Source organism: Salegentibacter lacus (genome assembly GCF_020164555.1).
GTDB lineage: Bacteria > Bacteroidota > Bacteroidia > Flavobacteriales > Flavobacteriaceae > Salegentibacter > Salegentibacter lacus.
The window spans coordinates 224,478-249,937 of sequence record NZ_JAIQZB010000003.1; the positions used below are offsets into that span (position 1 = coordinate 224,478).

The following is a 25,460-nucleotide window of genomic DNA, read 5'->3' on the forward strand; positions in this document are numbered from 1 at the left end:
ATTTCGCTTAGCGTTCTTACTATTGATGAATAAAAGTTAGCGTGAAATTACCAAAATAGGTGCCGGGAAGCAAACCTGAATTGTCTGGAAGAATGGTTAAGGTACCTCCAACAAAGACTTCATTCGGCGTTTGGGCATTAGCGGCCTGGGTGACAAAAGTTCTCTGGCCGGTACTAAAACTGTCGATAGTAAGTTTTATTTCGGCTCCGGTATCTTGATTTAACAAAATGTAATCTCCTAAAGTTTCAATTTGAATAATTGTCCCGGGATTGGCATATACATCAAATAAAGCGGCAGAGACCGGTTCTCCAAAATTTAGTTCAACGATATCACCATTAACGGTTCGTTGATCGTCATAACTCACAGTTACATTACCACCAGCACTACCGGCAGTAAATGAACCAAAATTAAGATTTCTGGAAGTTCTTACTTCGACTTCTATAGGAATAGGCGGATCTTCCTGGGCTTTAATTTCAAATACTGAAAACATAAGCAGTAACACCAAAAATGTGTTCTTAAATAAGCGTCTATTTTGCATAGTTTTCGTTTATTTTTTTATCAAGACTTTTTTACCATAATAATCTTTCCCTACCTGTAGGTTTATTATATAAACCCCTTCACTGGTTATTCCTTCAAAAATAACCTGGTCTTTTCCACTGGCCTCTTTTATTTGGAGAATTTGCCCGGTCATTGTACTTGCTCTAAGAATTCCTTCCTGATTTTCTTCTAAATTTAGTTTAACCACTAAATCCCCATTCTCGACATCAACATCAAAAGGTTCGTTAAATGCAATAGCAGGACTTGTCACTTTTTCTTCAGAAAACATTAATTCGAATCTGGAATTATGAGTGCCCGCTTGAATATTGAAAGAATATTCCGGGTTATTTCTTAAGTTTTGACCTTTACCTTTTTTGTGATCTATTAAATAAATGTTGAAATTTGAATTCAAATTTTCTACCGCTGTAAGGTTGATCTTCATTTTACCATTTTGATCGGCTTTAATACCTAGTGGAATTTTTTTATAGCTTCTCGATTCCGGAAAAGGAATTGCGTTAATGGCCAGTTCTTTTTTATCTTCTGTTAGGTTATAAAAACTAGGAACGGCGGGATCGGTATTCATTAATTTATGCGCATCCATTTCTTTTTCAAAATTTGGAGTGGCATAAGATGAAAAATAGATAACCATTAGATCCTGACGGTTTGAAGTATTAAAGCCGGCCTCCAAACGAATTAAAGGTTTTAGATCTTCCTGGGTTCTTAAAAATTCCTGGTCAAAATCGGTTACCCGTACATTATTATCCATTCCAAAACTTCCGGTCACTTTATCTTCAATATCAGAATCGCTTACTTTAATAAAAAATCCCTGCATAGAAGGAATTATGTTTGAAGAACGGCCATCTTCACGAGGGTCTGTTGTAGAAATATTATTTACATAAGCGGTATAGGTTCCGGTATACTGGCTATCGTTTCCTGCGGTGAAAAAATAAATACCGTCGTCAATATTAGTTTTAGTCCAACCTAAGTCAGCATCCCAATCTATAGGAGAGGGGTAAGGGTTTCCTACCAAATGAAAACCTTTGGTATATTCCCGATGATTGTTTTCTAACTGGCGTGCTGGAATTGTACCATTATTTACTTCTCCAATTAATTCTATGGTTTGCGCAGCTGTAGTGGTTCCAAAGTTAAGCGCGTAGCCTTCGCCTATATTTAGATTGTTAGCAGGATCAATATAAGCTGTCCAACCAGTGGCATCCCGCACCGTATCATTTATTGCTATATTTCGATTTTCATCATAACGATAGAAATGTGGAAAAGCAGTAACGGGATCTGTAAAATTCATAAAAGGTTCAAAATCGCCTACTATAGAATTTTGAAATGGAGCACTAAAATATTTATAGCCAAAAGCCCTATCAAGATAACGTTGCATAGTCACTAAACCAATTACTTCGCCATTTCCACTGCCGTCTATAAGTGCGGTTTGATTTTCGTCAGAAATTAAGGTCAGTTCATTACCGGTATCAAAATTTCCGTTTTCAACTTTTAAAGTTCCTGTAACTTCAATAATCGCCTCTGAAGTTACTCCCGAACTATTATCAATATTTAAATTTCGAATTCGGTTATTTTCAAAAGCTGAATTTGGAATGATCTGCGCTGAAGTTCCTTCAAAAGAAATACTACCTGTAAACGTGTTTAGGACTCCATTATTAGTCAAATTCCCGGCAATACGCAACCAGTTATCATTGACTAATACACTTGCGGTATTTTCGATAACTAAATCTTTAGCAAAAGCATTAGTTCCAGGATTTATTTCAGGATAATTTCCTGAAGTTAGATTTTCCGGAATTAGGACGTTGGTTTCTAAAGTAGGCAGGCTGTTGCAACTCCAGTTATTGGTATTGTTCCAGTTGGTGTCTGCAGCACCCGTCCAGGTGTTTACTTTTTTTACAGGAATGTACAATACAGCAGATTCGCTGGTACAATTATCAGTAGTTACCTGTCTTTTTAACCAGATATCCTCATACAAAGTGCCAGGCTGATAGTTTTGTGAAATATTATTTCCAGGGGCAGGAGAGAAACTACCAGCTGCTCCGGTAGTACTTATTTGCCATTGATATTCTATATTATTTCCATTAATGTTGGTTCCGGTAATCGTTCCGGGATCTTCTGCTTCGCAAACAGCTTCTGCGTAAGTTGCACTTACGTACAATCGCTTAAAAGCACCTACACAGGGATCGGTAAAAACAACATTTGTAGCCGGAACTGTCGCTGCACTCTCACCTAATAAATAAGATTCTGTTATCGATTGACTGGTTGCAGCGTGGCAGTTTGGATCTATAGTAAAGCTACCGTTATTAGTAGTTGGTGTCCCGTAACTGGCAAAATCTATGTAAGTAAAAACAGTACCTTCAGGAGCGCTGAAATTTATATCCTGATTTTCATTTACAGTAGCTTGTAATGTAGCTGTATTTCCTTTAAAAAATGAGATATTATTATTAGCATCTAAATCAGCACAAAAATCTTCTACAATAATAGTAGCCGGATTAGACTTAATTGAAGTATTGTAATTTTGTCCAATATTATTACCATTTAAGCTTGCAATCCTGTAAACGTAATAAGTTCCAGGAGAATCAAATGGGACGATGCTAGTATCTGGATTAAAAGAAGTTCCGTTTGCTCCATTAATTAGTGAAATGGCACCTCCTTGTGTGTTACTATAAACCCACTGAAAACCAGTATTTTCTCTTGAGATACCATTGGGTAGATTAGCGAAATCATCTCCCGATATCTCTTGAAAATCAGATGGAGTGGAAATAGTCTGACTGGTGTTACTTGTAAGAATATTCTCTATAAGCAGTTTTGGAGTTGTTACACTTACTCTGTTTCCGCCAGCATTCTCATAATAATCTAACACTAAGTTGCTGTTACCAGAAAGGTTTACCAAAATATCCTGGTTTCTATAAGCATGATCATTCCAATCATCATAAATTAAATCGTCATCTACACTTAACCTTGTTCCATCATCAGATCCAATATTAATAGCATAAAGCCCATTTAAAGTACTATTCATTCTATATCGTACGGCAAATGTTTCTGTATAAATCGAAGGAGCGCAAATTCCCGATCCTAATTGAAAATTGTTTTGGTTTCCTCCGAAATTTTGGTCAAAGCTCAAAGGTTCTTCGTAACCTCCAATATAATTAGTGAAATCCTGATTGAAATTTTGATTCAAATTAGTCCCATCATAGACGTGACCAATCCACGAATCGTTTCCTATTTCATTTTCTGAATATAATGTAGGAGTATTATTTATGGTAACATTTGTACTAACTGGATCACTACTACAACCATTAACCATAGCCGTTACGGTGTATGTGCCTGCCATGGCTGTGGTAACGTTGGTACGTGACAGTGTTTGACCTGTAGCGGTATAACCATTTGGCCCGCTCCAACTGTAAGTAGCTCCTGCAATATTAGAAGTAGTAAGTTCTAAAGTTTCACCTTCACAGATAGGACTATTGTTTGTTACTGAAGGAGAAAGTGGTTTAGATTTAACTGTAAATGGATCTGAAAAATTAGATTCAGCATCCGGATTCTCGGAAAATACCTTTATCCTGTAATCAGTTGCAGCAGGATAACTTGCATTATTGGGTATAAAAATAGAAAGAACAATTGTAGCGGATGCATTTCTACCATTAGGTTGTACATTTGAATTATACTCTCCTCTTAATAGGCTTGCTCCACCAGTGTAATCATACACTAAATATTTTGTATCTGCAGTAAAATATTTATTTGAGGCACCATTATCAGCATTTTTTACTGTAAAAGTCAATATTAGATTCGATCCTTTACAAACTGGAACATCACTAATTATAGGTTTACTAATAGTTTGTCCAAACCCATTAAAACTAAAAAATAAAAAAACCACCAAGAACAAGCCTGGCTTAAAAAAATTAAAAAACCGGGGGTAGTTTTTATCCATTTAGTTCAGTGAAATTTCTTTTGTAGCCAAAGTTCCGCCCTTATCTTCAGCATATGAAACTTCTAATTTTCCCTTTGCTAGATCTACTTCAGCTGCATTTCTAAGTTCAAAACTGAAATATCTTTTGTTATTTGGTGTATAGACAGAAACTCCTTTTACCATGCCAATTTCGGTTTGGGTTCCATTTGGTGCGATATGGGTTGCGGTTAAATTTCCATAGACCGACATATTACCGGAACGATTAATCACCATGGAAAGTCTTGGGTTTTCGCCATCGCTATTTAATTTAAGTTCGCTTAGTTTTATATCTGTAGTAGAAGTTCCTTCCCTGATTATAATAGGGATACTAATTCCAAAAACAGTTTTGATATTGATGGAAATGCCTTCGCTTTCTTCGGCTTCTTCAGCACCAAGAGCGGTTTGCTCTTCTACAGCGCGAAAATACATATGCGAACGGTATTCGCCTTGATCTAAATCTCCGGTTCTGGTAAGCTGTACACGAATGGTTTGTGCTTCGTTGGGAGCAAGGCTAACTCGTCGTGGGAAATACCTTAGGAAATCGGTCGCAAAACGTTGACCTTCTTCGGGTTTTTCTACTTGTTCAAAATTTCCTCTTTCCGTCATTATGTAGTTTACAAAGGAAATAGCGTAAACAGCTGTGTCGCTACCGGTGTTGGCAAGATTTATTTCCTGGGAACGTTCAGAACCATCAAACACAAGTCGCTTCGGCATGATCATAAGATCTCCCTGCGCATAAGTTGCAAGTCCTGAAAAAATAAAAATAAAGAATAGGAGTAGGGGGTTAAGTAGTTTTTTTATCATTTCCGTGGGGCTGGATTTATGTTATTTCGTTGGTTTCAAAGGTAATAAATAAGATTTAAGCCTATTAGGGAAATCTGAATTTAATTGTATGAAACCGTCACGTTAAAGCCGGTGGAATTGGTATAAAAGCCGGAAGTCTGGTTGGCTTCAAGGTTTAAAGTGCCGCCAATTTTTATAATATCGATTAAATTGCCTTCCTGGGGCTGTACTGTAAACTGATCTATTATTAAAACCTGGTTGGGATTTTCCTGGTTATATAACGTGAAATGCTCGGGTAGGGTGATAGCGTAATTATTATTCCCGTGTGTAACAATTGCCTCGGCAGGGTTTACCGTTCCGGGAATAGAATTGGAAATCTGAACACCGTAAGCAACTCTTGATCCATCCGGTGACAAAATCACCTGGCCGGGATTATAAGCACTAATAATATTGCCGAAATCCAGGTCTACAGTTTTGTCAATTTTAATAGGATCTATAACCGTTGCTCTACTATTTACCGTAGCGGAAGCCGAATTTTGTGAAGAAACGCCAAATCCGAAGAAGCTAAAAAAGAGGATGAAAATATAATTTCTCATTGTTATTTTCAATAACGGTTGGATAACAACTAATTTAAACAAAAAAACGCCGCCACAGTGTGGGCGGCGTTTTTTATATCTTGTAAATAATTCTATTTATTCGTAAGCAACACCTACGTCAAATGTACCTGTGTAATTACCTGTTGGCTGATTCTCTGCTACAGTCAATGTTGCTCCAACACCAATGGTTTGAGCAGCACCACTACCTGTAGGTTCGGCACCAGCATCATCATTAAAAGCTGATACTGTTATAACATCGGTTCCACTTAAAAGATCAGTATCTCCTGGTAGTATAACATTATATCTAAAGCCATTGGCAGCAGTAACACTAAAATTTGCAGCCGTTGGAGTTGCACCACCAATTTGGGACAAACCTGTTGCACTACCATCTGTAGCAATAACAACGGTACCTGCTGTATTATTCGATACTTTACCAAAGTTTAAAGCTTGTGTAGCTGTAATTTCTAGTGGGCTAACGATATCTGCAGCAGCATTAGCAGTTGCAGAGTTTTGAGCAAAAGCAGTTCCTGAAATAAGTGCAAGTAGGATAAAAGTAATTTTTTTCATTTCGTTTATTTTAATTTTTGATTTGGGTTCAAAAGTTTAATACCGCAAATATGGGGGTAAACCCCTATACGAATGAAACTTATTCGACAATCAAGATAAAATACTCGTTGAAATGCACTTTTGGATAAAATTATGATAAAACTACAACGATATAGTGTAGTTTATTGAAGATTTTTCAATTGTAGTTTACAGTAACTTGTAGATCACCGGCAGTTTTATAATCCCCCGGTTGTTGATTTGGATTTACAATCAAGCTGGCACCAACCCTTATGGTTTTCCCATCTCCGTTTAAACTACTGCCATTATAATTAGTAGTAAAATCCTGAAGAATCATGCTTTCACCACCATTTGTTAAACGATGAGTTCCTTTTGGTAAACTTATCCCAAATGCAAAACCGCTTTGTCCGGTAACTTCAAAGGTAGCTGCAGAAACAGTTCCTCCCTCAGCTAAATCTAAATTTCCATTTGTTATTCTTGTATTTTCGGGGGTAAGGATAACAGCTCCACCTTCTTTAGCGTCAATATTGGCGAATTGCATATTTGAAGTAGTGGTAATACCTATAGGTTGGATAATAGTGGCAGAAGCAGTGAAGTTTGCCGACGCAGAAGCCTGGGAAAAAAGAGTGCTAATTCCTAAGAATAAGCTGAAAATTATAAAGGCTAATAAATTTTTCATCGTTTAACTGCTTCTGCATTTTAGTCATAGTATAAAAGTACAAAAGATTAATCCATTTAGTCGTCCAAAAGCATATTTTTTCGATGAAATGCACTATTAATTTTAATTCATCCAATTTTAAAGTATGATTAAACCTACATTGCCCTGATTATCAGTCAATATAGATTTTTAAAGAAATTAGATAGAAATTGTATTATTTCAATAATTATAAATAGTAGAATTTAATAGAATAAACTTAATTTGGTGCACTTAAAATTTTTAAATGAACATATATCTATGAAAAACTCTTACACTACAAGCTTAAACCTTCAAAATACCGATTTTGGCCTACTATTATTTAGATTATTCATTGGTGGGTTGATGCTTACTCACGGCATACCCAAACTCATTACGTTCTTTGGCAGTGAAGAAATAGCATTTGCAGATCCTATTGGCCTGGGAGAAACTGTCACCTTTACTTTCGCAGTATTTGCAGAATGTGTTTGTGCTATCCTTATTCTCTTAGGTTGGGTTACCAGGTTTGCAGCAATTCCTTTAATTATAACAATGGCCGTGGCTGCAATAATCGTTCACTGGACCGATGGTTTTGGCCGCCAGGAGTTACCTTTATTATATATGGGTGGTTTTCTCTTACTTTTCTTTACCGGAGCTGGTAAATTCTCACTGGATTATTATTTTTTAAAGAAAAAGTGATGAAAAAAGAACGCCGGGAATTTTTAAAGAAAACCGGACTACTTGGTTTAGGCGGGTTGATTAATCCTACTTCTGTTTTTTCTAATAGCGAGCAAAGTTCTGTAGACCTTCAGAGTAAATCGTTTTTAATTAAGAATGCCCGGATCTTAAGTATGGACTTGGAAATTGGTGATTTTACCTCCGGTGACGTTCTGGTTGAGAATGGCAAAATTTCCAATGTAAGTAATAGTATTGATGCTCCACCCGGTGTTGAAACAATAAATGCTGAAGGCGGTATTTTAATTCCGGGGCTTATCGATTGTCATTGGCATTTATGGACTTCCCTGTTAAGAAGTATGTCGGGCGATTCTGCTGAAGAAGGTTATTTTAAAATGACGGCGCGATATTCAAGGCTTTATGATCCTGAAGATATGGAACTTGCTGCAACTTATGCTATTGCCGAAGCAATCCATTCGGGAATCACCTGTATTAGCGATTATAACCATAATGCAAGAAACCGGCAGTTTGTAAAAGCTAGCTTTGATGCGATGGCTAAAATGGGAATAAGAGGTCACGTGAGTTATGGGACTTATCGTGATATGCCCGGAAACGAGCCTACAGATTTTAAAGGCATTAGTGAATTAAAAAAACTTATTGATTCCAATTCAGAATATAATGGCATTAGTTTGGGCCTGGGATCGCGTTCTGCGAATTATAAAAATATAGAAGAAGACTGGAAGCGGGCGCGGGATTTAGGACTCAGAATTACTATTCATGCAAGTTCCAATCAAGATCAAAAGGGACAAATAAAATCACTTTTTGATAGAAATCTCCTGGGTACTGATGTAAATATTATACATGGCAACGCTATAACTCCTGAAGAAATAAAAATGCTGGAAGAGACTGGTGCGAGTATAACCATGACTCCTTATTCTGAAATGCGTATTGGTTACGGTCTGCCAAAAATAAATGAATTATACGAATCGAATATTAATTGCTGTGTGGGTATAGATACCACGGCCTTAACCGGAAATGCCCATTTACTGGATTCTCTGAAAATGCTTCAAAATTTAGCTAATGCCAATGCTAAAGATGAATTTTATCTGCATCCGAAGGAAGCTTTAAAAATGGCCACTATAAACGGGGCTAAAAATCTGGGTATTGAAAAGGAGACCGGGTCGATTACTCTAGGGAAAAGTGCAGATTTAGTTTTACTTAAAAAAAACGATCTTAATTTTTCTACCGGGAACAAAGCCTATCATTTAGCAATAGAAGCAGCTTTACCCGAAAATATTGATATGGTCATGGCCAAAGGAAAGATATTAAAGTACGATGGGAAGCTCACGGGAATAAATACCAGCAACTTAATAAATCAGGCTAAAAATCGTTTTGCGGAAATGGAGAAAGAAATTAATTAAAAACCTTCCTGACATTATAAAAATAAAAGGAAGGTTTTTAGATCCTTTTTTACTCAATTATCGTGCTTTATTAAGCTTTGTTCCAAATTAGTTTAAAACAAACTAATTATCTTTTGTGGTATCAGGATCGGGAATATCATCCAGGTCTTGCTTTTTTCGCTCGGTTCCTTTTTTATTAAATTGGTAATTTTCTTCGTCTACCAATTTATCTCTATCGTTTTTGGCGGTTTGGTTACCGCCAGGAATATCTAAATTATCGGCAGTAAAATCTACAGGCTTTTTCCGGTCCAGGTCTTTATCCTGACCTTTATTCATGCTTCGACCTTTTTTATTTAAGGCTTGTTTATCTTCAGCAGTAACGTCAGAATTATACTTTTTCTTTTCTTCTTGCTTACTCATATCTCTATTTTTCCTTTAAATTAAGAAATAGATAGGAGCCTTCAGGTTAAAAACTGGTTAAATAAAAAGGCCTAAAAAGAATTGAATCTTCTTAGGCCCTTAATAATTGGAAATACGGTTGATTATTCAGATTCCAACATTGCAAAGAATTTATCCAGGTTAGGTATAATTACAATCCTCGTTCTTCTGTTTTTTGCTCTACTATCGTTATCTACATTATCAACTAATGGCTGGTAGCTACTTCTACCGGCAGCGATAAGCTTCTCTGGTGCAACATCATACTTGTCCTGAAGTAAACGAACAATTGAAGTTGCTCTTCTTACACTAAGATCCCAGTTATCCTGGATGTAAGATCCTTCTACCATAGTACGATCGTCGGTATGGCCTTCAATCATTACTTCCATTGCAGGCTCAGAGTTTATAACTTCAGCAAGCTTTTTAAGCAAAGGTTGTGCGTTGTTAGATACACGGTAGCTTCCGCTTCCAAACAATAATTTATCGGAGACATTGATCATTACTACAGTTTCATCTACAGTAATATCAATATCTGCATCGTCAGATCCTTCAGAAATGTTACTCTTTAAATTATGAGAAACTGCAAGGTTAATAGAATCTTCTAAAGTTTTAGCCTGTGCAACTTTTTCAGGATCCATTTTTGCGATGGTTGCTCGCATTTTATCCTTATTGTTGTTAGACATCACGGTAAGATCGTTCATTTCCATCTTACTATCGTTCTCTTCGCGTAAAGAATTGATTTTTGAATTATAGTCTGCCACACGTTCTTCAATACGTGCAAATTTTTCTTCAATTTCCTCTTTTTCTACCTGAGTTTTTTGCAACGTGCTCTGGGTATCGCTTAGTTCTTCTTCTAAAGCTACGTATTTTTTCTTAGAAACACATGAGCTTAGCATTGTTGCGGCTAAAACAGTTACGGTGATTGTTCTTTTCATATTTCGGGTTTTTTAAGTTAGGCCTTTAGTAATTTAGATTTGGTTTTTTAAGGCTCGTTCGTGTTGGGCGAGAATCATACCAAGTTGGTGAAGAAGTTAATGGTATATAGCGGTTAGAGCCCGGGTTGTTATTTTACCATCTCATTTAATGAGACTTAGATAGCTATTTAGAAGCCAAAATTAAATTTATAGATGATCTTAAATAAAAAATCTAATTCTAAAATCTGTGGAATTCCATTAAAACCTGTGGTGAAATTGCACACTTTTTAATATTATAAATTAAAATATTACTTCATAATATAAATTTAAATAGCTTATTTACAGCGATTTAAAATCATTTTTTATTAGCTTTAATGCTATTGTTTTTTAGTTTGTCAGCTTGTAGTAATGCAGCCCTCGTTTTATTTGAGTAGATTAACAAAGTATGGATAACGGAAATTAATGGAATGATTTTTCTAAAATTGTTCAACGCCAGGTTCTCGTATATTTTAATGAGAATGCACGAGAAGAAATCACACTTTGCACCAAGCGAAGCAATGATGACGGCTTGTTTGTGTTTAAAGAGACACCTAGCTCATGGAACGATGTCGGCCTACCGAAAGTGGAGCGAAAAACTTCCTTGAAATGGGGCACGGATTTGGGCAGGACGATAGTGCGGGTTATTAGGTCCTGGAATTGAATCTGTTTAGCAAGGCACGTACCGGAATCTTCTTCTGAACTGGAAGATACAGTTCCACCAGCTACGATTCCGGATATCGAGCCTAGTCCGGCTGAATAAAGCTTTATTAACTAAATCTTAGGTTTAAAAACTTTATATTACTCTTAGAATGCAATAAATTTGAATTTCTAGCGATTACAGGATTTGGAAAAAGAAAAAAAGAAGAAAAAAAATAAATACCGCATTTTAAAGATCCTCGCAAAATTCTTTGCGGGGCTCTTTATTTTTATAATACTATTGCTGCTTTTTATTAGAAGTCCGTGGGGTCAGGGCATTATAAAAGACCAGGTAGTAAAGAATATTTCGAGTAAAACCAATACCGAAATTGCTCTCGATAAACTTTTTATAACCTTCTCTGGAAATATACAATTAGACGGTCTTTACCTCGAAGATAAAAAGGGAGACACTTTGGTTTATTCTAAATCGCTCGAAGCCGATATTCCTATTTGGCCTATTATTCAGGGAAATGCCATAAGTATAGACAATTTAGATTGGGAAGGTTTAAAAGCTAACATCGTAAGAAAAGATTCTATAGACGGTTTTAACTACGAATTTTTAATGGAAGCCTTCGCGGCCGATTCTACCCAACAGGCAAGCCAGCAACCTACCCAACAGGATACTACAGCTTCACAGGAAATTAATATTGGAAATCTAAATTTTAAAAACTTCAACATCAACTTTAAAGATGATGTTATGGGTATTGACACTGAATTATCCCTCGGTGAACTTATCTTGGAACTGGAAAAAACCGATCTTGAAAAAATGGATTTCCGGGCGGCAAACGCGAGCATCGTTAATACAAAGATTAAATATTTGCAAAATAAACCCTTTCCTGAATCTGAAGAGGAAGAACCAGCGCCAATGCCATATCTAGTAGTAGATAATTTTAATCTTGAAAATGTACAGGCTAATTATAATTCTATTCCAGACGGAATAAATGCGAATCTGGATATTGCTGAATTTTTAGCTGAAGTTCCGTTAATGGATTTAAAAACTCAGGAAATTAAAGTAAATAGTATAGCGCTGAAGAATTCTGAGATTAAAGTTGAAATGAAATCTTTAGAAAAGCCCCAGGATAGCACAGCTACCAAAAATTCAGCGTTTACCTGGCCAGATTGGGAAATTGCTGTAGATGAAATCAATTTTTCTGAAAATCAATTAACCTATTTAGTTGATGGCGCAGCGCCTACACAGGATGAATTCAATGCTGGAGCACTGGCACTTGATTCTCTTGATTTTAATGCTAATAATCTATTTTTAAAAGACAAAAAAGCCGGGGCAGAAGTGGCTGCTTTAAATTTTAATGAAGCCTCAGGCCTAAATTTAAAAAAGCTGAATTTCAACCTAAACCTGGAAGAAACTCAATTGAATCTTTCAGATTTGGCATTGGCCTTAAATGAAAACCAATTAGAAGGTGAGGCTACTTTAAAATATAATTCTATACAGGAATTGATCGATAATTCTGAAGAAGCAGAACTTTCCCTCGATTTACCAACAATTTTAGTAGACTTAAAAGATGCTTTTCGATTTCAGCCAGATTTAAGGTCTAATCCTTATATGAAGGAGTTGAGCACAAATAAAGTATCGGGGAATCTTCAGGCTTCAGGGAAACTTTCAGCAATAGATATTGCAAGAGCCAATTTTAGATGGAAAAACACGTCATTTTCAGCTAACGGAAATATTTATAACGCCACAGATCCCGATAATATTCGATTTAATATTCCTCGTTTCAATGCGAAATCCCGAAAATCTGATCTTACCGGTTTTGTGAGTGAAAAAGACCTGGGGATAAGCATTCCGAAGAATATTCAACTTAGCGTAAATTTTGAAGGAGGCCTGGAAGATCTTTCTACCAAAGCACTTTTACAAACTTCTGAAGGTGATATTCGCATAGATGGGAATTTTTCCAATCAGGAAGAAATCGTTTTTGAAGGTATAATGACTTCAGAAGAACTTCAGCTTGGAACTATCCTGCAAAATGAAAGCCTTGGAGCTTTAGATATTAAAATTGAAACTTCTGGAAAAGGAAGCACAGTAAACACCCTTGATGCGACTTATGATGCAACCATAACTTCATTTTCTTACAATGATTATGAAATTGAAGGCCTTAATATTTCAGGTGAAATTGAAGACGGAAGCGGGAATATTACTTCAAGTTATAAAGACGATAACTTAGAATTAGCGCTTAATTCCCAAGTAAAATTGGATTCGGTTAAACCAAAAGCGAACCTTAATTTAGATTTAAAAGGAGCAAGGTTACAGGAATTGGGACTGGCTTCCCGTGATATTCGACTGGCTTTTAAACTGGCTGCTCAATTTGAAGGAAATGCAGAAGAATATGAAACTTACGCCGATATAAAAGATGCAGTTGTAGTTTATGACAATAACACCTATCTCCCCGGAGATTTAAGTGCTCATGCTTTTGTGCGTACCGATTCTACTTCGTTACAGATTAGCAATAAAATTTTAGAACTGGATTTAAAATCTAATGCCGATCCCGTAGATTTTTCCAATGCATTAAACCGTCATTACCAATCTTATTTTACCGATGTAGACCCTTTAGATACCGTACAAAAACCCGTAAATTTAAAACTGCGCGGCACTATAATGGATGATCCCGTTTTAAGCGAAGTTTTCTTATCTAATTTAGAACAATTAGATACTATTCATATTGAAGCCGATTTTAATGAAAAAGAGCGAAAACTTGATGCCCTGGTAAGTTTACCTTATATAAATTATTACAGCAGCGAGATAGACAGTTTGGAATTCAGCTTAAATTCAGATCCTGAGAATTTCGATTTCAATCTTGGTTTTAAAGCAATAAATTCTGGTCCAATCGCTATTCAGAAAACCGATTTTTACGGAAGTGTCACGGAAGATAAACTTTTCCTTGATTTTACTTCTATGCAAGGTGAAGATAGGTTAATCCACATGGCTTCAGAAATCACAAAATCTGAAGATAGATTAAGGTTTCATATAAATCCGGAAGATTTAATCTTGAATAAAAAGGAATGGAATATTGCTGCCGATAATGAGATGATTGTTTACGATCAGGATATTACTACAAATAATTTCAGGTTAACCCGAAATAACCAGGAAATGCTATTGAGCAGTGAACTTTCTTATTCCGATAAAAACCATATTGGCTTAGAGTTCAGTAACTTCAATTTAGGAGCATTGCTTAATTATTTCAATCCCGAAAAAGAATTAGCCACAGGGCAATTAAATGGTTATTTAATTTTTGAAGATCCCTTAAAGAAGATTGGGATCATGGCGGGAATGGAGATTAACCAGCTAAAGGTTATGCAGGTAGAGCTTGGTAAACTAAGTTTAAATTCTACTCCAAAAGCCGATTTTTTATATGATGTTGGCCTGGCGATAAAAGGAGACAACGTAGATCTTGATATGAGTGGCGATTTCCAGGCACTTGATTCTACAACTGTGGTAGATATGGAAATGAAGATTAATAAAATTAGCATGAAAACCGTGGAAGGCTTTTCAATGGGCGCTATTAATAATGGAGAAGGAAGCTTTTCTGGTAATTTAAGCCTGGAAGGTACTACCGCTGAACCGGAATATAACGGCCAACTTCAATTTGATGAAGCTCAATTCCGTGTAGCATTACTTAATGCGCCATTTAAATTGCCATCAGAAACCTTGGAATTCGATAATCAGGGAATCTATTTTAATGAATTCAGGGTAGAAGATAAGGATTCAAATTCTATTATAATTAATGGAGAAGTGCTAACCGAAAGTTTCCTTAACCCAAGTTTCGATTTAGATTTTAGGGCCAGGAACTTCCAGGTCCTTAATTCTACAAAAAAAGATAATGAAATGTTTTATGGTACCGCCACTTTTGATGCCGATGCCAGTTTAACCGGTGATCTCAATATTCCAATATTAGATATTAATATTACCGTAGGTGCTAATACCGATTTCACTTACGTGATGGTAGAAGAAGAATTGGCGATGCAAGAGCGCGACGGAATCGTGATTTTCACAAACCGGGAAGATCCAGATGATATTCTCACCGGGAAAGAAGAGGAAGAATCGGCTACGCTTACAGGTTATAATATTAATGCCAGAATTAATATTAATGAAGAGGCGGCATTCAGTATAATTATAGATGAGCAGACTGGTGATAATTTTAGGGTAAAAGGAGAAGGAGAATTAGATTTTAATATCTCACCTAATGGTAGAATGACATTAGCCGGTCGCTACACGATGAGTGGCGGTCACTACGAGATGAGCTTATATAATTTGGTTAAACGTAGATTCAAAATTGCCGAAGGTAGCCGAATAACCTGGGCTGGAGATCCTTTTGACGCTACTTTAGATGTTAGTGCTATTTATAGAGTAGAAGCTTCACCATCTTCACTTATGACTACAACACAAGATGCCGGGAGTAATCAGTTTAGACGAGAACTGCCATTTTTGGTTTATCTTAATGTAGACGGGGAATTAATGCAGCCTAAGTTATCTTTTGGTCTGCAAATGCCGGAAGAAGAACGAGGTGCTGTTGGCGGTCAGGTATATGGGCGTTTACAACAGTTAAACAATCAGGAAGCAGAACTGAATAAACAGGTTTTTTCTTTACTGGTGCTAAACCGTTTTTATCCATCATCAGGAAGTGCCGGAGACGGTGGTGGAAATCTTTCTATTGCCCGTGATAATTTAAGTCAGGCGCTCTCAGATCAGCTTAATGTGTTCTCAGACAAATTACTGGGTGATACCGGGGTGGAGCTTAATTTTGGAGTAGACAGTTATACTGATGCTAGTGGAAGTGCACGTACCGAAGTAGATATTGAAGCTCAAAAGAGCCTACTGGACGATCGTCTTATCGTAAGTGTAGGTAGTGAAGTAGGTGTGCAGGGAAGTAACCGTCCCGGTGAGGAAGCGAGCCCGGTAATTGGTAATGTTAGCATAGAATATTTGCTTACTGAATCTGGAAGATTTCGACTAAAAGGTTTCCGACGAAATGAGTTTGAAAATGTAATAGACGGCCAGCTTATTGTTAGCGGAATAGCATTTATTTTTACCCGGGAATTCAACGAGTTTCAAGAATTATGGGATAACTTCTTCCTGAAAGAAAGAGAAGAAGAAGAAAATACAGATGAAAACAAAGAGGAAGAAAATTAAATGAAAGTATACTTAAAATATATCGCGTATCTCTGTGCTGTACTTTTTCTCCTACAGGCCTGTAATGTGAAGAAATTTGTTCCTGAAGACGAACTGCTTTACACGGGAGCCAAAATTACGATGGAGAGCGATACAAGTATTAAAAGACGTGCCCGCTTAAAAGCTGAATTGGAATCGGTTTTAAGACCGGAGCCCAACAATTCATTTTTAGGAATGCAACCCGGTCTTTATTTTCATTATAAAGCACAACGCGAAAAACCGGGTTTTATAAATAAATTTCTGAATAAGCAAATAGGGGAAGAGCCTGTATACGAAAGTGATGTAGATCCTCTTAGAACTGAAGATTTATTAAAAAACCGATTGGAAAATCGAGGTTTCTTCTACAGTAATGTGCTTTCTGCCATTAACCGGAAAGAAGAGAAGAAACAAATGAATGTAGATTATACCGTAGAAGTTCCCAGTCCATATTTGCTGGAGAATTATAAGTTAGATTCAGATACACTCAAGATCTTTAAGGAAATTAGTAACACTTTAGAAGATTCTCCCATAGAAGAAGGAATGCGTTTCGATCTTTCGGCATTAAAACAGGAAAGAGAGAGAATTGATGCTAATTTAAAGTCTGAAGGATATTACAATTTTAATCCCGGGTATTTAATTTTTGAGGCAGATACTAATCAATACGAACATAAGAGGTTTGATCTTTTTTTAAGACTAAAAAAGGATATTCCTACCAAAAGTATTATTCCTTATAAATTGGGAAGCGTTAATATTTATCCTAATTATGAAGTGGGCACCGATAGTTCTACGGCGAAAACCCGCTACGCCGAAAAGAATTTTTTTCAGAAAGAATTATTCTTTAAGCCTAAATATTTAGATCCTTATATTCTTCTTGAAGAGGGCCAGTATTACAATCCTGAAAATTCCCGGAATACCGCCAGGAGGTTGGGTGGAATTGGGGCCTATAAATTTGTGAATATTAATTATACAGAAATAGATAGTTTGTCTACCGATAGTTTAGGTGTACTGGAAACCAATATCTATCTTTCTCCGTTAAATAAACGCTCATTAAGGGCCGAAATTCAGGCAGTAACAAAATCTAATGGATTTGCCGGCCCGAGTTTGGCTTTAGGCTACACTAACAGAAATTTATTTAAGGGCGGGGAAATTCTAAATATTACCGGAGATTTTGGTTATGAAGTTCAAACCGGTGGAGGCACACAGGCAGGATTAAACAGTATTCAATTAGGTTTAAATGGCGATCTTATTTTTCCCAGACTTTTATTTCCCATTAAATTTGATAAAAACTGGTTTTCTTATTCTATTCCTAAAACAAAAACCAGTTTAGGTTTTGATTATCTCACCAGAAGTAAGCTTTTTAGCCTGGGATCTATTTCGGCCCGGTTTGGCTATCTCTGGAATGCCAATCGTTTTGTAACTCACGAGTTTTATCCTATATCCTTAAATTATGTGAACCTGGGAAATACTACTCAGGAATTTCAGGATATATTAAACGATAACCCGTTTTTAGAAAGAAGTTTTAACCAGGAATTTATTGCCGGCTTAACTTATTCTTTTATTTATAACGGACTTATAGATGCAAACAGCAGGCATCAATTCTTTTTAAATTCAACCTTAGATGTAGCCGGGAATTTAGTAGATGCAATTAGTGGCGGTGGCGAAGAAGATCCACAAACCTTTTTAAACCTGGAATATGCCCAGTATGCAAAGGCCGATATAGATTTAAGGTATCATTTTAAAACAGGTACCGATTCTAAAATAGCGAGCAGGTTGTTTGCCGGTTATGGTATACCTTATGGAAATTCTGATGTTTTACCCTTTACAAAGCAATATTTTGCCGGTGGGCCGTACAGTGTGAGGGCTTTTAATACACGTTCTTTAGGTCCAGGGACTTACACGCCACCTAGCGAAGAAGGTGCTTTTTTCGACCAGGCAGGTAATATTAGGCTTGAAGCCAACCTGGAATATCGTTTTCCACTTTTCTCTTATTTATACGGAGCTGTTTTTGCCGATGCCGGAAATGTTTGGAATACCGGTGAGAACAGTACTCTTGAAGGAGGAGAATTCAGTAAAGATTTTATGAACGAGCTGGGAATTGGTACCGGATTCGGCTTAAGGGTAGATATTCAAAGTTTTGTGATTCGGATGGATCTGGCTGCACCTTTACACGATCCTGCTTTACCAGAAGGTGAGCGCTGGGAATTTGATTACGCAAATCCTGTACTTAATTTCGCTATAGGTTATCCCTTCTAAGAGTGTTGAAAATGCATAAGGAAATTCTAAAACACGTGACTTCAAAAATTGAGCTGTCTAAAGAAGAGCAGCGAGAGTTTGTTGGGGTTCTTTCAGAAAAACATATTTCAAAAAAAGAATTTTTAACTGAACCGGGGCAGTCGGTAGATTGTGAATATTATGTGGTTAAGGGATGTTTAAAAGCCTTTTATTTAGATCAAGATGGCAACAAACATATTATTCAATTTGCGGTAGAAGACTGGTGGATAAGTGATTTTGAAGCATTCTTCGGAAATTATCCCGCACAATTATATGTTGAAGCCATAGAAGATTCGGTTCTTTTGGGAATTCATCGCGATACACTAGAAACTTTATATAAGCGAATTCCTAAATTCGAACGTTTTTTCAGAATAAAAACCACTAACGCCTTCGTAGCGCTAAGGAGTAGAATTCTTTCTTCACTACAGAAGAACAATAAAGAGCGTTACCTGGAATTTTGCCAAACCTATCCCGAAATTGAAAAACGTGTTCCCAATTATCATATTGCAAATTACCTCGGGATTAAACCCGAAAGCCTAAGCAGACTGCGAAAAGAGCTGTTTTAGCTTAACGTTTTTTAACAACAGCTGCTAACATACATCAAGTATTTTCTTTCTTTTTTCTGTTAATTTCGTTCAGTATTGAGAGTTGGAACCTTTTCAAAAAAATTTCATTTTCAAAACATATGGACCGTGGACTTATCCTTGGTTGAAATTAAAAAAATTGCTAAGAAAGAGATTAATAAAATTAACCAAAAACAATTATGAGTAAAGAACAAAATTTATTAAAATCATATAATTTAAACGGATTAGAACTTCCTAATAGAGTCGTAATGGCTCCAATGACCCGAAGTAGAGCTGATAATCCTGAAAATAAGCCTACAGAAGGTTTACACGATATTTATTATACCCAGAGAGCTTCTGCCGGACTTATTATTACTGAAGGTTCCCAGGTTTCAAAAGAAGCTGTTGGTTACGTAAATACACCAGGAATTTATAGTAAAGAACAGGTGGAAGGCTGGAAAATGGTGAATAAAAAAGTGCACCAAGCAGATGGCCGAATGTTCATTCAGCTTTGGCACGTGGGAAGAATGTCTCACCCTGATTTCCATAATGGACAGTTACCATTATCTTCTTCGGCAATAAATCCTGAGGCGCAGTCTTTTACTCCTGAAGGTTTCAAGGATACTGTTACGCCTAAGGAAATGACTATTGAAGATATTAAAAGAACCATTCAGGATTTTAAAAATGCGGCGAAGAATTCAATGGAAGCCGATTTTGATGGGATAGAAATTCATTCTTCCAATGGATATTTATTTCACCAGTTTTTTAATGGAACTTCTAATAAAAGAAATGACGAATATGGCGGAAGCATAGAAAATCGCGCTAAGATTTTATTTGAAACTATAGACGCGATTAAAGAAGTAATGCCGGAACAAAAAATTGGTTTAAGATTAAACCCTTCACTTAACGGCATTTTTGGAATGACGATGGATGAGGAAACCATCCCAACATTCGATTATATTATTAAGAAATTAAACGATTACGATCTTGCCTACTTGCATTTATCGGAGCCTTTTAACGATGTTTCAGATGTGCCACACGCAGTGACTGAAATTGCAAAAAGATACCGCCCAATTTATAATGGGACTTTGATGATCAATGCAGGATTTGATCAGGAATCCGGGAATAAAGTTATTGAAGAAGGAAATGCCGATTTGGTAGCCTTTGGTAAACCTTATATTTCTAATCCCGATTTAGTGGAGCGTTTTGATGAAAATATACCGCTTTCAGACTGGGATACCGATACTTTTTACACATCCGGCAAAAAAGGTTATATAGATTACGAAGCAAAATCCAGAAAGCAAGAAGCTTAAAAGATTCTGTTTATTGCAATTATAAAGAGGTTGTTTGGGAAGTTCTTAGCCGTCATCCTGAACTGGTTTCAAGGTCTAACATAGTTCAACTACGAAAATATTAGATTCTAAAATAAATTCAGAATGGCGAATTAACTTAATCCAAACAACCTCTTTTTTTTCTTAAAATGAAATTACATTCTTACCGATAGACTTCCCTGATTCCTGTAGTTCATGAACTTCTTTAAACGTTTGGGCCCTAAGCCCGGTGAAGGTTTTATTTAGAGTGCTTTCAATGGTTTCTTCCTCTAAAAGTTTAGAAATTCTTTCCAGTATTTCGTGTTGCTTATGCATATCCGGAGTTTGGAATTTTGCCCTGGTGAACATCAATTCCCAGTGAAAAGCCACACTTTTATTTTTTAGCTTATTTAGATCTACCGGGTTTTTGGTTTCTACTATTGAACAAATATCCCCCTGGGGTTTTATGAGTTCGGCCATTGCATTCCAGTGCATATCGGTATCAGAAAAGTTCAGGATATAATCTACCTGCTCATAACCTTTAGACCTCATTTCTTCTTCTAAACTCTTATGATTTACAATGACATCTGCACCCATATTTCTACACCATTCTTCGGTTTCGTTTCTGGAAGCTGTGGCGATCACGTTAAATTTGGTAAGCTTCTTTAAAAGTTGAATTCCAATAGAACCTACTCCGCCGGCACCGCCAATAATAAGAATATCCTGATTTTCACCCGAATTCTCTTTAATCTTTAAACGTTCAAATACACATTCCCAGGCTGTGAGTGCAGTTAGAGGCAAAGCCGCAGCTTCTTCAAAAGAAATATTTTTTGGTTTATGACCTGCTATATTTTCATTTACCAATTGAAATTCGGCATTACAACCGGGACGGTCAATTTCTCCGGCATAAAAAACTTCATCTCCCTGCTTGAATTTTGTCACTTTATTCCCAACGCGTTCTACAATTCCTGCAGCATCCCATCCCAGGATTTTGGGTTGTTCCAACTCTTTATCCTTAGCGGCATTCTGCCTTACTTTAAAATCTACGGGATTTACAGAAACAGCTTTAATACGAACCAACAAATCTGAATCTCTCGGTGTGGGTTCTTCCGTGTTAAACTCAAGGAAACTATCTGAATGATCTATAGGAAGCGATTTTTTTATTCCAACGGCTTTCATAATTTTATTTTTAAAGAATTAGCGTAATAATATTTGAATTTAAGTAATATAAAAACCAGCGCCCAGCACTTAAGAAAACTATAAGATATATGGATTAATTAATGCTGAAGTTTACCACCGTAGCAAAGGTCTCCGGCGTCGCCAAGGCCCGGTATAATATAGCCGTGATCGTCTAGTTTTTTATCTATGGTAGCGATCCAAAGTTTGGTATCTTCTGGAAATTCTTCGGCCACGTGCGCAATACCTTCTTCGGCACCAATTACAGCTACTAAATGAATTTCTTTGGGTTTTCCCATATGTTTTAAAGCCTCCATAACATTTACAAAAGAACGGCCAGTAGCCAACATAGGATCGGCAAGAATTAGGGTTTTTCCTTCAAGGGAAGGAGAGGCAAGATATTCTACTACAATTTCAAAATTTTCATCGTTTTTAGGATGATGCCGATAGGCTGAAATAAAAGAGTTTTCGGCATCATCAAAATAATTTAATAAGCCGTTATGCAGAGGTAGGCCAGCACGTAGAATAGAACAAAGTGCAATTTCACTTTCAGGTAATTGAACTTCAGCAGTACCAAGTGGGGTATTTATATTTTTCGTTGAAAATTTTAGAGTTTTACTCAATTCATAACCTAAAATCTCACCTAAACGCTCAATATTTCTGCGGAAACGCATTCTATCTTTTTGAATTTCAGTATCCCTGAGTTGTGCTACAAATTTTCCGGCTATAGAATTTTCTTCTAAGAGATGATTTATCTGCATGGTAGTATTTAAATTTTTGAACTTACTTGGTGAGTAAAGATAAGTAAAATAGACCGGAGCAAATTCACAAGACAATAGTAGTAGTAAACAATATTTGAATTTCAGAGCATACCTCGAGGTATTTTAATCTCAATTTTCGAATAATTTTTGAATGCATTAATTGGCAAAGCTATATTTCAGGTTTATCTCAAAAGATTTTTCTGTATGGTAATTTGGCTGTATTTTTGATATTAAGAGCTTAAAGAATTCATCTTATGAAGTTTATCTATACATTCTTGTTTTTTTGCTTCTCTGTGTTAAGCTACGGGCAAATAGATCTTCCGGCTACTAATAATACAGGCGGAATTCTAAAAGCAGAACCCGAAACAACATCTTCAGGATTTCCTATTCTTCGTGCTGAAGAATCAAACGAGGAAAGCAAGTATCTTAGAGAAAAACCAAAAACAATAGACTTCAGGGAAAAACCAAATAACTTGAAAACCGCCGGCGACGCGGTAAAAGAGAAATGGACTGAGGATAAAGAAGCGCTGGAGAAATATAGGGAAGATCAATATTTAGGCGACTTTAAAACTACCGGAAAATTTGTTGAGTTGTACTGCCGCGACCATCAATTTGTGGATGGCGATCAGGTAAATATTTATTTAAACGGAAAATTTATAAAGCGTGTTGTGCTTAGCGGTGGTTATCACCCCGTTTTGGTTACGCTGGAAAGCGGCTTTAATAATATTGAATTTGAAGCTATAAATCAGGGTTCTTCCGGTCCCAATACCGCACAGTTAAAAGTCTTGGAAGAAAACGGAAATCTTGTTGCTTCTAAAGAATGGAATCTTTTAACCGGCGCCAGAGCGAGCTTAATTGTGGTTAAAGAATAATTTTTTCTGAATAAATTCTTTTCAAACGATTCATCACCAAATATTCTACTTTTTAAAATTCATTTAATAACTTTATAAGAAATCCAATCTTATGAAGCGTATATTAATTGCCATTGATTATCACCCGGTCTCAGAAAAAGTCGCTGAAGCCGGTTACAAACTCGCCAAACAATTAGATGCCCGGGTTTGTTTACTTCACGTAATGGCCAATGTGAGTTACTACGGAATTGATTACCCTACATTTATGGGATATTCAGGCTATGATGAAATGGCTGTAAACCTGGATATTGCACAGGAAATGCAAGAGGTAGTAGAAGATTTTCTTGAAACTGCAGCAAAACACCTTAACGATGAAAGCGTAGAAACACATTTAGCCGAAGGTGATGCGGCCACGGCTATCCTTGAATATTCTAAAACCTGGAACGCCGATATGCTGGTAATGGGTACTCATAGCCATTCGGTTTTTGAAAAACTTTTAATGGGAACTGTTGCTTCAAGTGTCTTGGAAAAGACTGAAGTTCCGGTGTTTATGGTACCGATTAAGAAGGATTAGAAACTGACAAAATAGTTATCAAACAAAAAAGTCTTCTACTACGGAAGACTTTTTTGAAATTCGAAACAATCTATATTAGTATAATAATAAGGTGTAAAACAATATATTATTATTCTATATAAATAATTTTTAATATCTTCGTATATGGTTAAGTATAATAGTTAATCTCTATTGAAACCTGTTAAATCGTAATTAAAAATTAGAACTATAATGAAAGAAAATCCATCAAAAGCTCTATCTGATGCTAAACGATTAGAAATAGTGTTAGAGTCATTAGGGATCACAGCCTATGGATTAGCAAAAAAATTAGGATATAAAACCGCGTCGTCAGTATATCACGTTAAAGAAGGCAGGAATAATTTATCTTCAGATATGATACATGGCATAGTTAAAAACTACCCAAGAGTAAACTATCTATTTCTGAAAGAAGGAAAGGGAGAGGCTCTACTTGCAAAGCAAGATAAAATTACGGGTCAACAAGAACTTTTTGGCTTCAGTAAAGAGAAGTCTATTCATATTTCTGAAGAGAAAAAAGATTATCCATTAGAAGAGGGTAAAAACGCACTTTACTTTCTTAAAGAGATTTGCGAACAGTCCAAACAAACCACCCAGCTTTTAAAGCTTATTTACCAGGAACAAATTGAAATCAAAAAAGCATTATCAAATAAATAAATTATTAAACTTGCCAAACGATTTATTTATGGAAGGAAGAGTTTTAAAAAAGTGGCCTTTTCAGATATGAGATAGTCTTTATGAGATATTTCTTAGCAGCTTAATTAATAATCTATCTTCTGAAAATTTCTATTAAAATTCCTTCACTACCTAGGTCGGTCTCCCATTCTAAAGTGGTTTCCGTTAGTTCATTTATTTCCAAGCTATAAGTTTCTAAACCTGTCTCAGCACTTTCCCAAGTAATTGTAAGTATATCACCATCTATCACAAATTCACCATATTCAGTAATATCATCATATGTAAATTCTACACTATTATCTGAGAAAAATTCAACTCTATCATTGCTTGGTTGGCCCATACTTTCTCCATCGAGATAACTCTCAACGCCAATCCAAGATCCTAAAATTGTAGCTTCACTTTGTACTTCAGAATCATCATCAGATGAACAGGAAAAAATCAAAAATAAGATTGGAATAAAGGATACTTTTTTCATTAAGACATTTATTTTTTGGAATATAAGACAATTTACCAAATAACCTCATATTCCGATTGTATCAACGGTTGTACTATTTTGTGGTTATTGATTTCAAGTAATGATAAGTAAAGTAGTATATAAGATCAACTATAACCATAGAAAGTTCATGTATGTGGCTTAGCAGTTGTAAAAAAGGCCATCTAAATCCTTAAACGGTCTCCATTTCTTAATCAAAATTAAATCTATTAGAGGTCAGTATTTAAATACGTATCTTAATTACCAGTAAATATTTAAAATTATGGATGTTTTTAAGGGTCAAAATCTTCTGGAGTTCTCTGATCGGTTCAAATCTAACGAGGATTGCAAGCAATAC

The 25,460-nt window shown here is 36.1% G+C and carries 20 protein-coding genes; 9 read left to right on the forward strand and 11 right to left on the reverse strand.

The genetic code is table 11. The features are described 5' to 3' along the window. Positions 1–19 precede the first annotated feature (19 nt). The 6 genes from LB465_RS03755 to LB465_RS03780 form a co-directional block, all read right to left on the reverse strand. Positions 20–538, reverse strand: coding sequence for a DUF4402 domain-containing protein (locus LB465_RS03755; RefSeq protein WP_224467159.1), 519 nt, complete (start codon positions 536–538; stop codon positions 20–22). A gap of 9 nt (positions 539–547) precedes the next feature. Then, complete coding sequence (locus tag LB465_RS03760) at positions 548–4,480, reverse strand: hypothetical protein (RefSeq protein WP_224467161.1); 3,933 nt, start codon at positions 4,478–4,480, stop codon at positions 548–550. After that, positions 4,481–5,302, reverse strand: coding sequence for a fimbrial biogenesis chaperone (locus LB465_RS03765; protein ID WP_224467163.1), 822 nt, complete (start codon positions 5,300–5,302; stop codon positions 4,481–4,483). It abuts the gene before it with no gap. Between the two features lie 80 nt (positions 5,303–5,382). Beyond that, the gene (locus tag LB465_RS03770) at positions 5,383–5,877 is read right to left on the reverse strand and encodes a DUF4402 domain-containing protein (protein WP_224467165.1); all 495 of its coding nucleotides are present in this window, start codon (positions 5,875–5,877) and stop codon (positions 5,383–5,385) included. A 96-nt stretch (positions 5,878–5,973) separates the two neighbouring features. Further along, on the reverse strand, positions 5,974–6,444 hold the full coding sequence (locus tag LB465_RS03775) for a DUF4402 domain-containing protein (RefSeq protein ID WP_224467167.1): 471 nt from the start codon (positions 6,442–6,444) through the stop codon (positions 5,974–5,976). A gap of 175 nt (positions 6,445–6,619) precedes the next feature. Further along, complete coding sequence (locus tag LB465_RS03780; RefSeq protein WP_224467170.1) at positions 6,620–7,120, reverse strand: DUF4402 domain-containing protein; 501 nt, start codon at positions 7,118–7,120, stop codon at positions 6,620–6,622. Between the two features lie 276 nt (positions 7,121–7,396). Between LB465_RS03780 and LB465_RS03785 the strand changes: the two genes are divergently transcribed. Then, the gene (locus LB465_RS03785; RefSeq protein WP_224467172.1) at positions 7,397–7,813 is read left to right on the forward strand and encodes a DoxX family protein; all 417 of its coding nucleotides are present in this window, start codon (positions 7,397–7,399) and stop codon (positions 7,811–7,813) included. Beyond that, on the forward strand, positions 7,813–9,210 hold the full coding sequence (locus tag LB465_RS03790) for an amidohydrolase family protein (RefSeq protein WP_224467175.1): 1,398 nt from the start codon (positions 7,813–7,815) through the stop codon (positions 9,208–9,210). Before LB465_RS03785 ends, LB465_RS03790 begins: the two co-directional genes overlap by 1 nt. A gap of 102 nt (positions 9,211–9,312) precedes the next feature. Here the strand turns inward: LB465_RS03790 and LB465_RS03795 are convergent, their stop codons facing one another. Both LB465_RS03795 and LB465_RS03800 read right to left on the reverse strand, forming a co-directional pair. After that, on the reverse strand, positions 9,313–9,609 hold the full coding sequence (locus tag LB465_RS03795) for a hypothetical protein (RefSeq protein WP_224467177.1): 297 nt from the start codon (positions 9,607–9,609) through the stop codon (positions 9,313–9,315). 122 nt (positions 9,610–9,731) lie between these two features. Continuing rightward, positions 9,732–10,559, reverse strand: coding sequence for an OmpA/MotB family protein (locus tag LB465_RS03800; protein WP_224467179.1), 828 nt, complete (start codon positions 10,557–10,559; stop codon positions 9,732–9,734). A gap of 862 nt (positions 10,560–11,421) precedes the next feature. Between LB465_RS03800 and LB465_RS03805 the strand changes: the two genes are divergently transcribed. From LB465_RS03805 to LB465_RS03820, 4 genes are all read left to right on the forward strand, one after another. Beyond that, positions 11,422–16,416, forward strand: a complete 4,995-nt coding sequence (locus LB465_RS03805; protein WP_224467182.1) for a translocation/assembly module TamB domain-containing protein — start codon at positions 11,422–11,424, stop codon at positions 16,414–16,416. After that, entirely contained in the window at positions 16,417–18,687 is a 2,271-nt protein-coding gene (tamL, locus tag LB465_RS03810; protein ID WP_224467185.1) for a translocation and assembly module lipoprotein TamL, read from the forward strand. An 11-nt stretch (positions 18,688–18,698) separates the two neighbouring features. Next, positions 18,699–19,271 (forward strand): Crp/Fnr family transcriptional regulator, encoded by a 573-nt coding sequence (locus LB465_RS03815; protein ID WP_224467187.1) that lies wholly within the window; start codon positions 18,699–18,701, stop codon positions 19,269–19,271. A gap of 197 nt (positions 19,272–19,468) precedes the next feature. After that, positions 19,469–20,581: an alkene reductase gene (locus LB465_RS03820; RefSeq protein WP_224467189.1), complete on the forward strand. Its 1,113-nt coding sequence runs from the start codon at positions 19,469–19,471 to the stop codon at positions 20,579–20,581. Positions 20,582–20,743: 162 nt separating this feature from the next. Here the strand turns inward: LB465_RS03820 and LB465_RS03825 are convergent, their stop codons facing one another. Continuing rightward, a complete protein-coding gene (locus LB465_RS03825) occupies positions 20,744–21,757 on the reverse strand; it encodes a zinc-binding alcohol dehydrogenase family protein (protein WP_224467192.1) in 1,014 nt (337 codons plus the stop codon). A 98-nt stretch (positions 21,758–21,855) separates the two neighbouring features. Next, positions 21,856–22,515: a uracil phosphoribosyltransferase gene (gene upp / locus LB465_RS03830; protein ID WP_224467194.1), complete on the reverse strand. Its 660-nt coding sequence runs from the start codon at positions 22,513–22,515 to the stop codon at positions 21,856–21,858. Between the two features lie 254 nt (positions 22,516–22,769). Between upp and LB465_RS03835 the strand changes: the two genes are divergently transcribed. The 3 genes from LB465_RS03835 to LB465_RS03845 all read left to right on the forward strand — a co-directional run bounded on the left by LB465_RS03835 (position 22,770) and on the right by LB465_RS03845 (position 24,612). Next, positions 22,770–23,387 carry a hypothetical protein gene (locus LB465_RS03835; RefSeq protein WP_224467197.1) on the forward strand — a complete coding sequence of 206 codons (618 nt, stop codon included), beginning with the start codon at positions 22,770–22,772 and terminating at the stop codon, positions 23,385–23,387. Positions 23,388–23,478: 91 nt separating this feature from the next. Continuing rightward, entirely contained in the window at positions 23,479–23,940 is a 462-nt protein-coding gene (locus LB465_RS03840) for a universal stress protein (protein WP_224467199.1), read from the forward strand. Positions 23,941–24,150: 210 nt separating this feature from the next. Further along, entirely contained in the window at positions 24,151–24,612 is a 462-nt protein-coding gene (locus LB465_RS03845; protein WP_224467201.1) for a hypothetical protein, read from the forward strand. Positions 24,613–24,724: 112 nt separating this feature from the next. Here LB465_RS03845 and LB465_RS03850 read toward each other — a convergent pair whose 3' ends face one another. Next, on the reverse strand, positions 24,725–25,105 hold the full coding sequence (locus LB465_RS03850; RefSeq protein WP_224467204.1) for a lipocalin-like domain-containing protein: 381 nt from the start codon (positions 25,103–25,105) through the stop codon (positions 24,725–24,727). Positions 25,106–25,460 lie beyond the last annotated feature (355 nt).

What these genes read in the sequence shown, in the direction of transcription:
- LB465_RS03850 (WP_224467204.1), bottom strand. Translation starts at nt 25,105, where the DNA reads ATGAAAAAAGTATCCTTTATTCCAATCTTATTTTTGATTTTTTCCTGT.
- LB465_RS03785 (WP_224467172.1), top strand. Translation starts at nt 7,397, where the DNA reads ATGAAAAACTCTTACACTACAAGCTTAAACCTTCAAAATACCGATTTT.
- LB465_RS03815 (WP_224467187.1), top strand. Translation starts at nt 18,699, where the DNA reads ATGCATAAGGAAATTCTAAAACACGTGACTTCAAAAATTGAGCTGTCT.
- LB465_RS03825 (WP_224467192.1), bottom strand. Translation starts at nt 21,757, where the DNA reads ATGAAAGCCGTTGGAATAAAAAAATCGCTTCCTATAGATCATTCAGAT.
- LB465_RS03790 (WP_224467175.1), top strand. Translation starts at nt 7,813, where the DNA reads ATGAAAAAAGAACGCCGGGAATTTTTAAAGAAAACCGGACTACTTGGT.
- LB465_RS03840 (WP_224467199.1), top strand. Translation starts at nt 23,479, where the DNA reads ATGAAGCGTATATTAATTGCCATTGATTATCACCCGGTCTCAGAAAAA.
- LB465_RS03835 (WP_224467197.1), top strand. Translation starts at nt 22,770, where the DNA reads ATGAAGTTTATCTATACATTCTTGTTTTTTTGCTTCTCTGTGTTAAGC.
- tamL (WP_224467185.1), top strand. Translation starts at nt 16,417, where the DNA reads ATGAAAGTATACTTAAAATATATCGCGTATCTCTGTGCTGTACTTTTT.
- LB465_RS03765 (WP_224467163.1), bottom strand. Translation starts at nt 5,302, where the DNA reads ATGATAAAAAAACTACTTAACCCCCTACTCCTATTCTTTATTTTTATT.
- LB465_RS03795 (WP_224467177.1), bottom strand. Translation starts at nt 9,609, where the DNA reads ATGAGTAAGCAAGAAGAAAAGAAAAAGTATAATTCTGACGTTACTGCT.
- LB465_RS03770 (WP_224467165.1), bottom strand. Translation starts at nt 5,877, where the DNA reads ATGAGAAATTATATTTTCATCCTCTTTTTTAGCTTCTTCGGATTTGGC.
- LB465_RS03845 (WP_224467201.1), top strand. Translation starts at nt 24,151, where the DNA reads ATGAAAGAAAATCCATCAAAAGCTCTATCTGATGCTAAACGATTAGAA.
- LB465_RS03755 (WP_224467159.1), bottom strand. Translation starts at nt 538, where the DNA reads ATGCAAAATAGACGCTTATTTAAGAACACATTTTTGGTGTTACTGCTT.
- LB465_RS03800 (WP_224467179.1), bottom strand. Translation starts at nt 10,559, where the DNA reads ATGAAAAGAACAATCACCGTAACTGTTTTAGCCGCAACAATGCTAAGC.
- upp (WP_224467194.1), bottom strand. Translation starts at nt 22,515, where the DNA reads ATGCAGATAAATCATCTCTTAGAAGAAAATTCTATAGCCGGAAAATTT.
- LB465_RS03775 (WP_224467167.1), bottom strand. Translation starts at nt 6,444, where the DNA reads ATGAAAAAAATTACTTTTATCCTACTTGCACTTATTTCAGGAACTGCT.
- LB465_RS03820 (WP_224467189.1), top strand. Translation starts at nt 19,469, where the DNA reads ATGAGTAAAGAACAAAATTTATTAAAATCATATAATTTAAACGGATTA.
- LB465_RS03760 (WP_224467161.1), bottom strand. Translation starts at nt 4,480, where the DNA reads ATGGATAAAAACTACCCCCGGTTTTTTAATTTTTTTAAGCCAGGCTTG.
- LB465_RS03780 (WP_224467170.1), bottom strand. Translation starts at nt 7,120, where the DNA reads ATGAAAAATTTATTAGCCTTTATAATTTTCAGCTTATTCTTAGGAATT.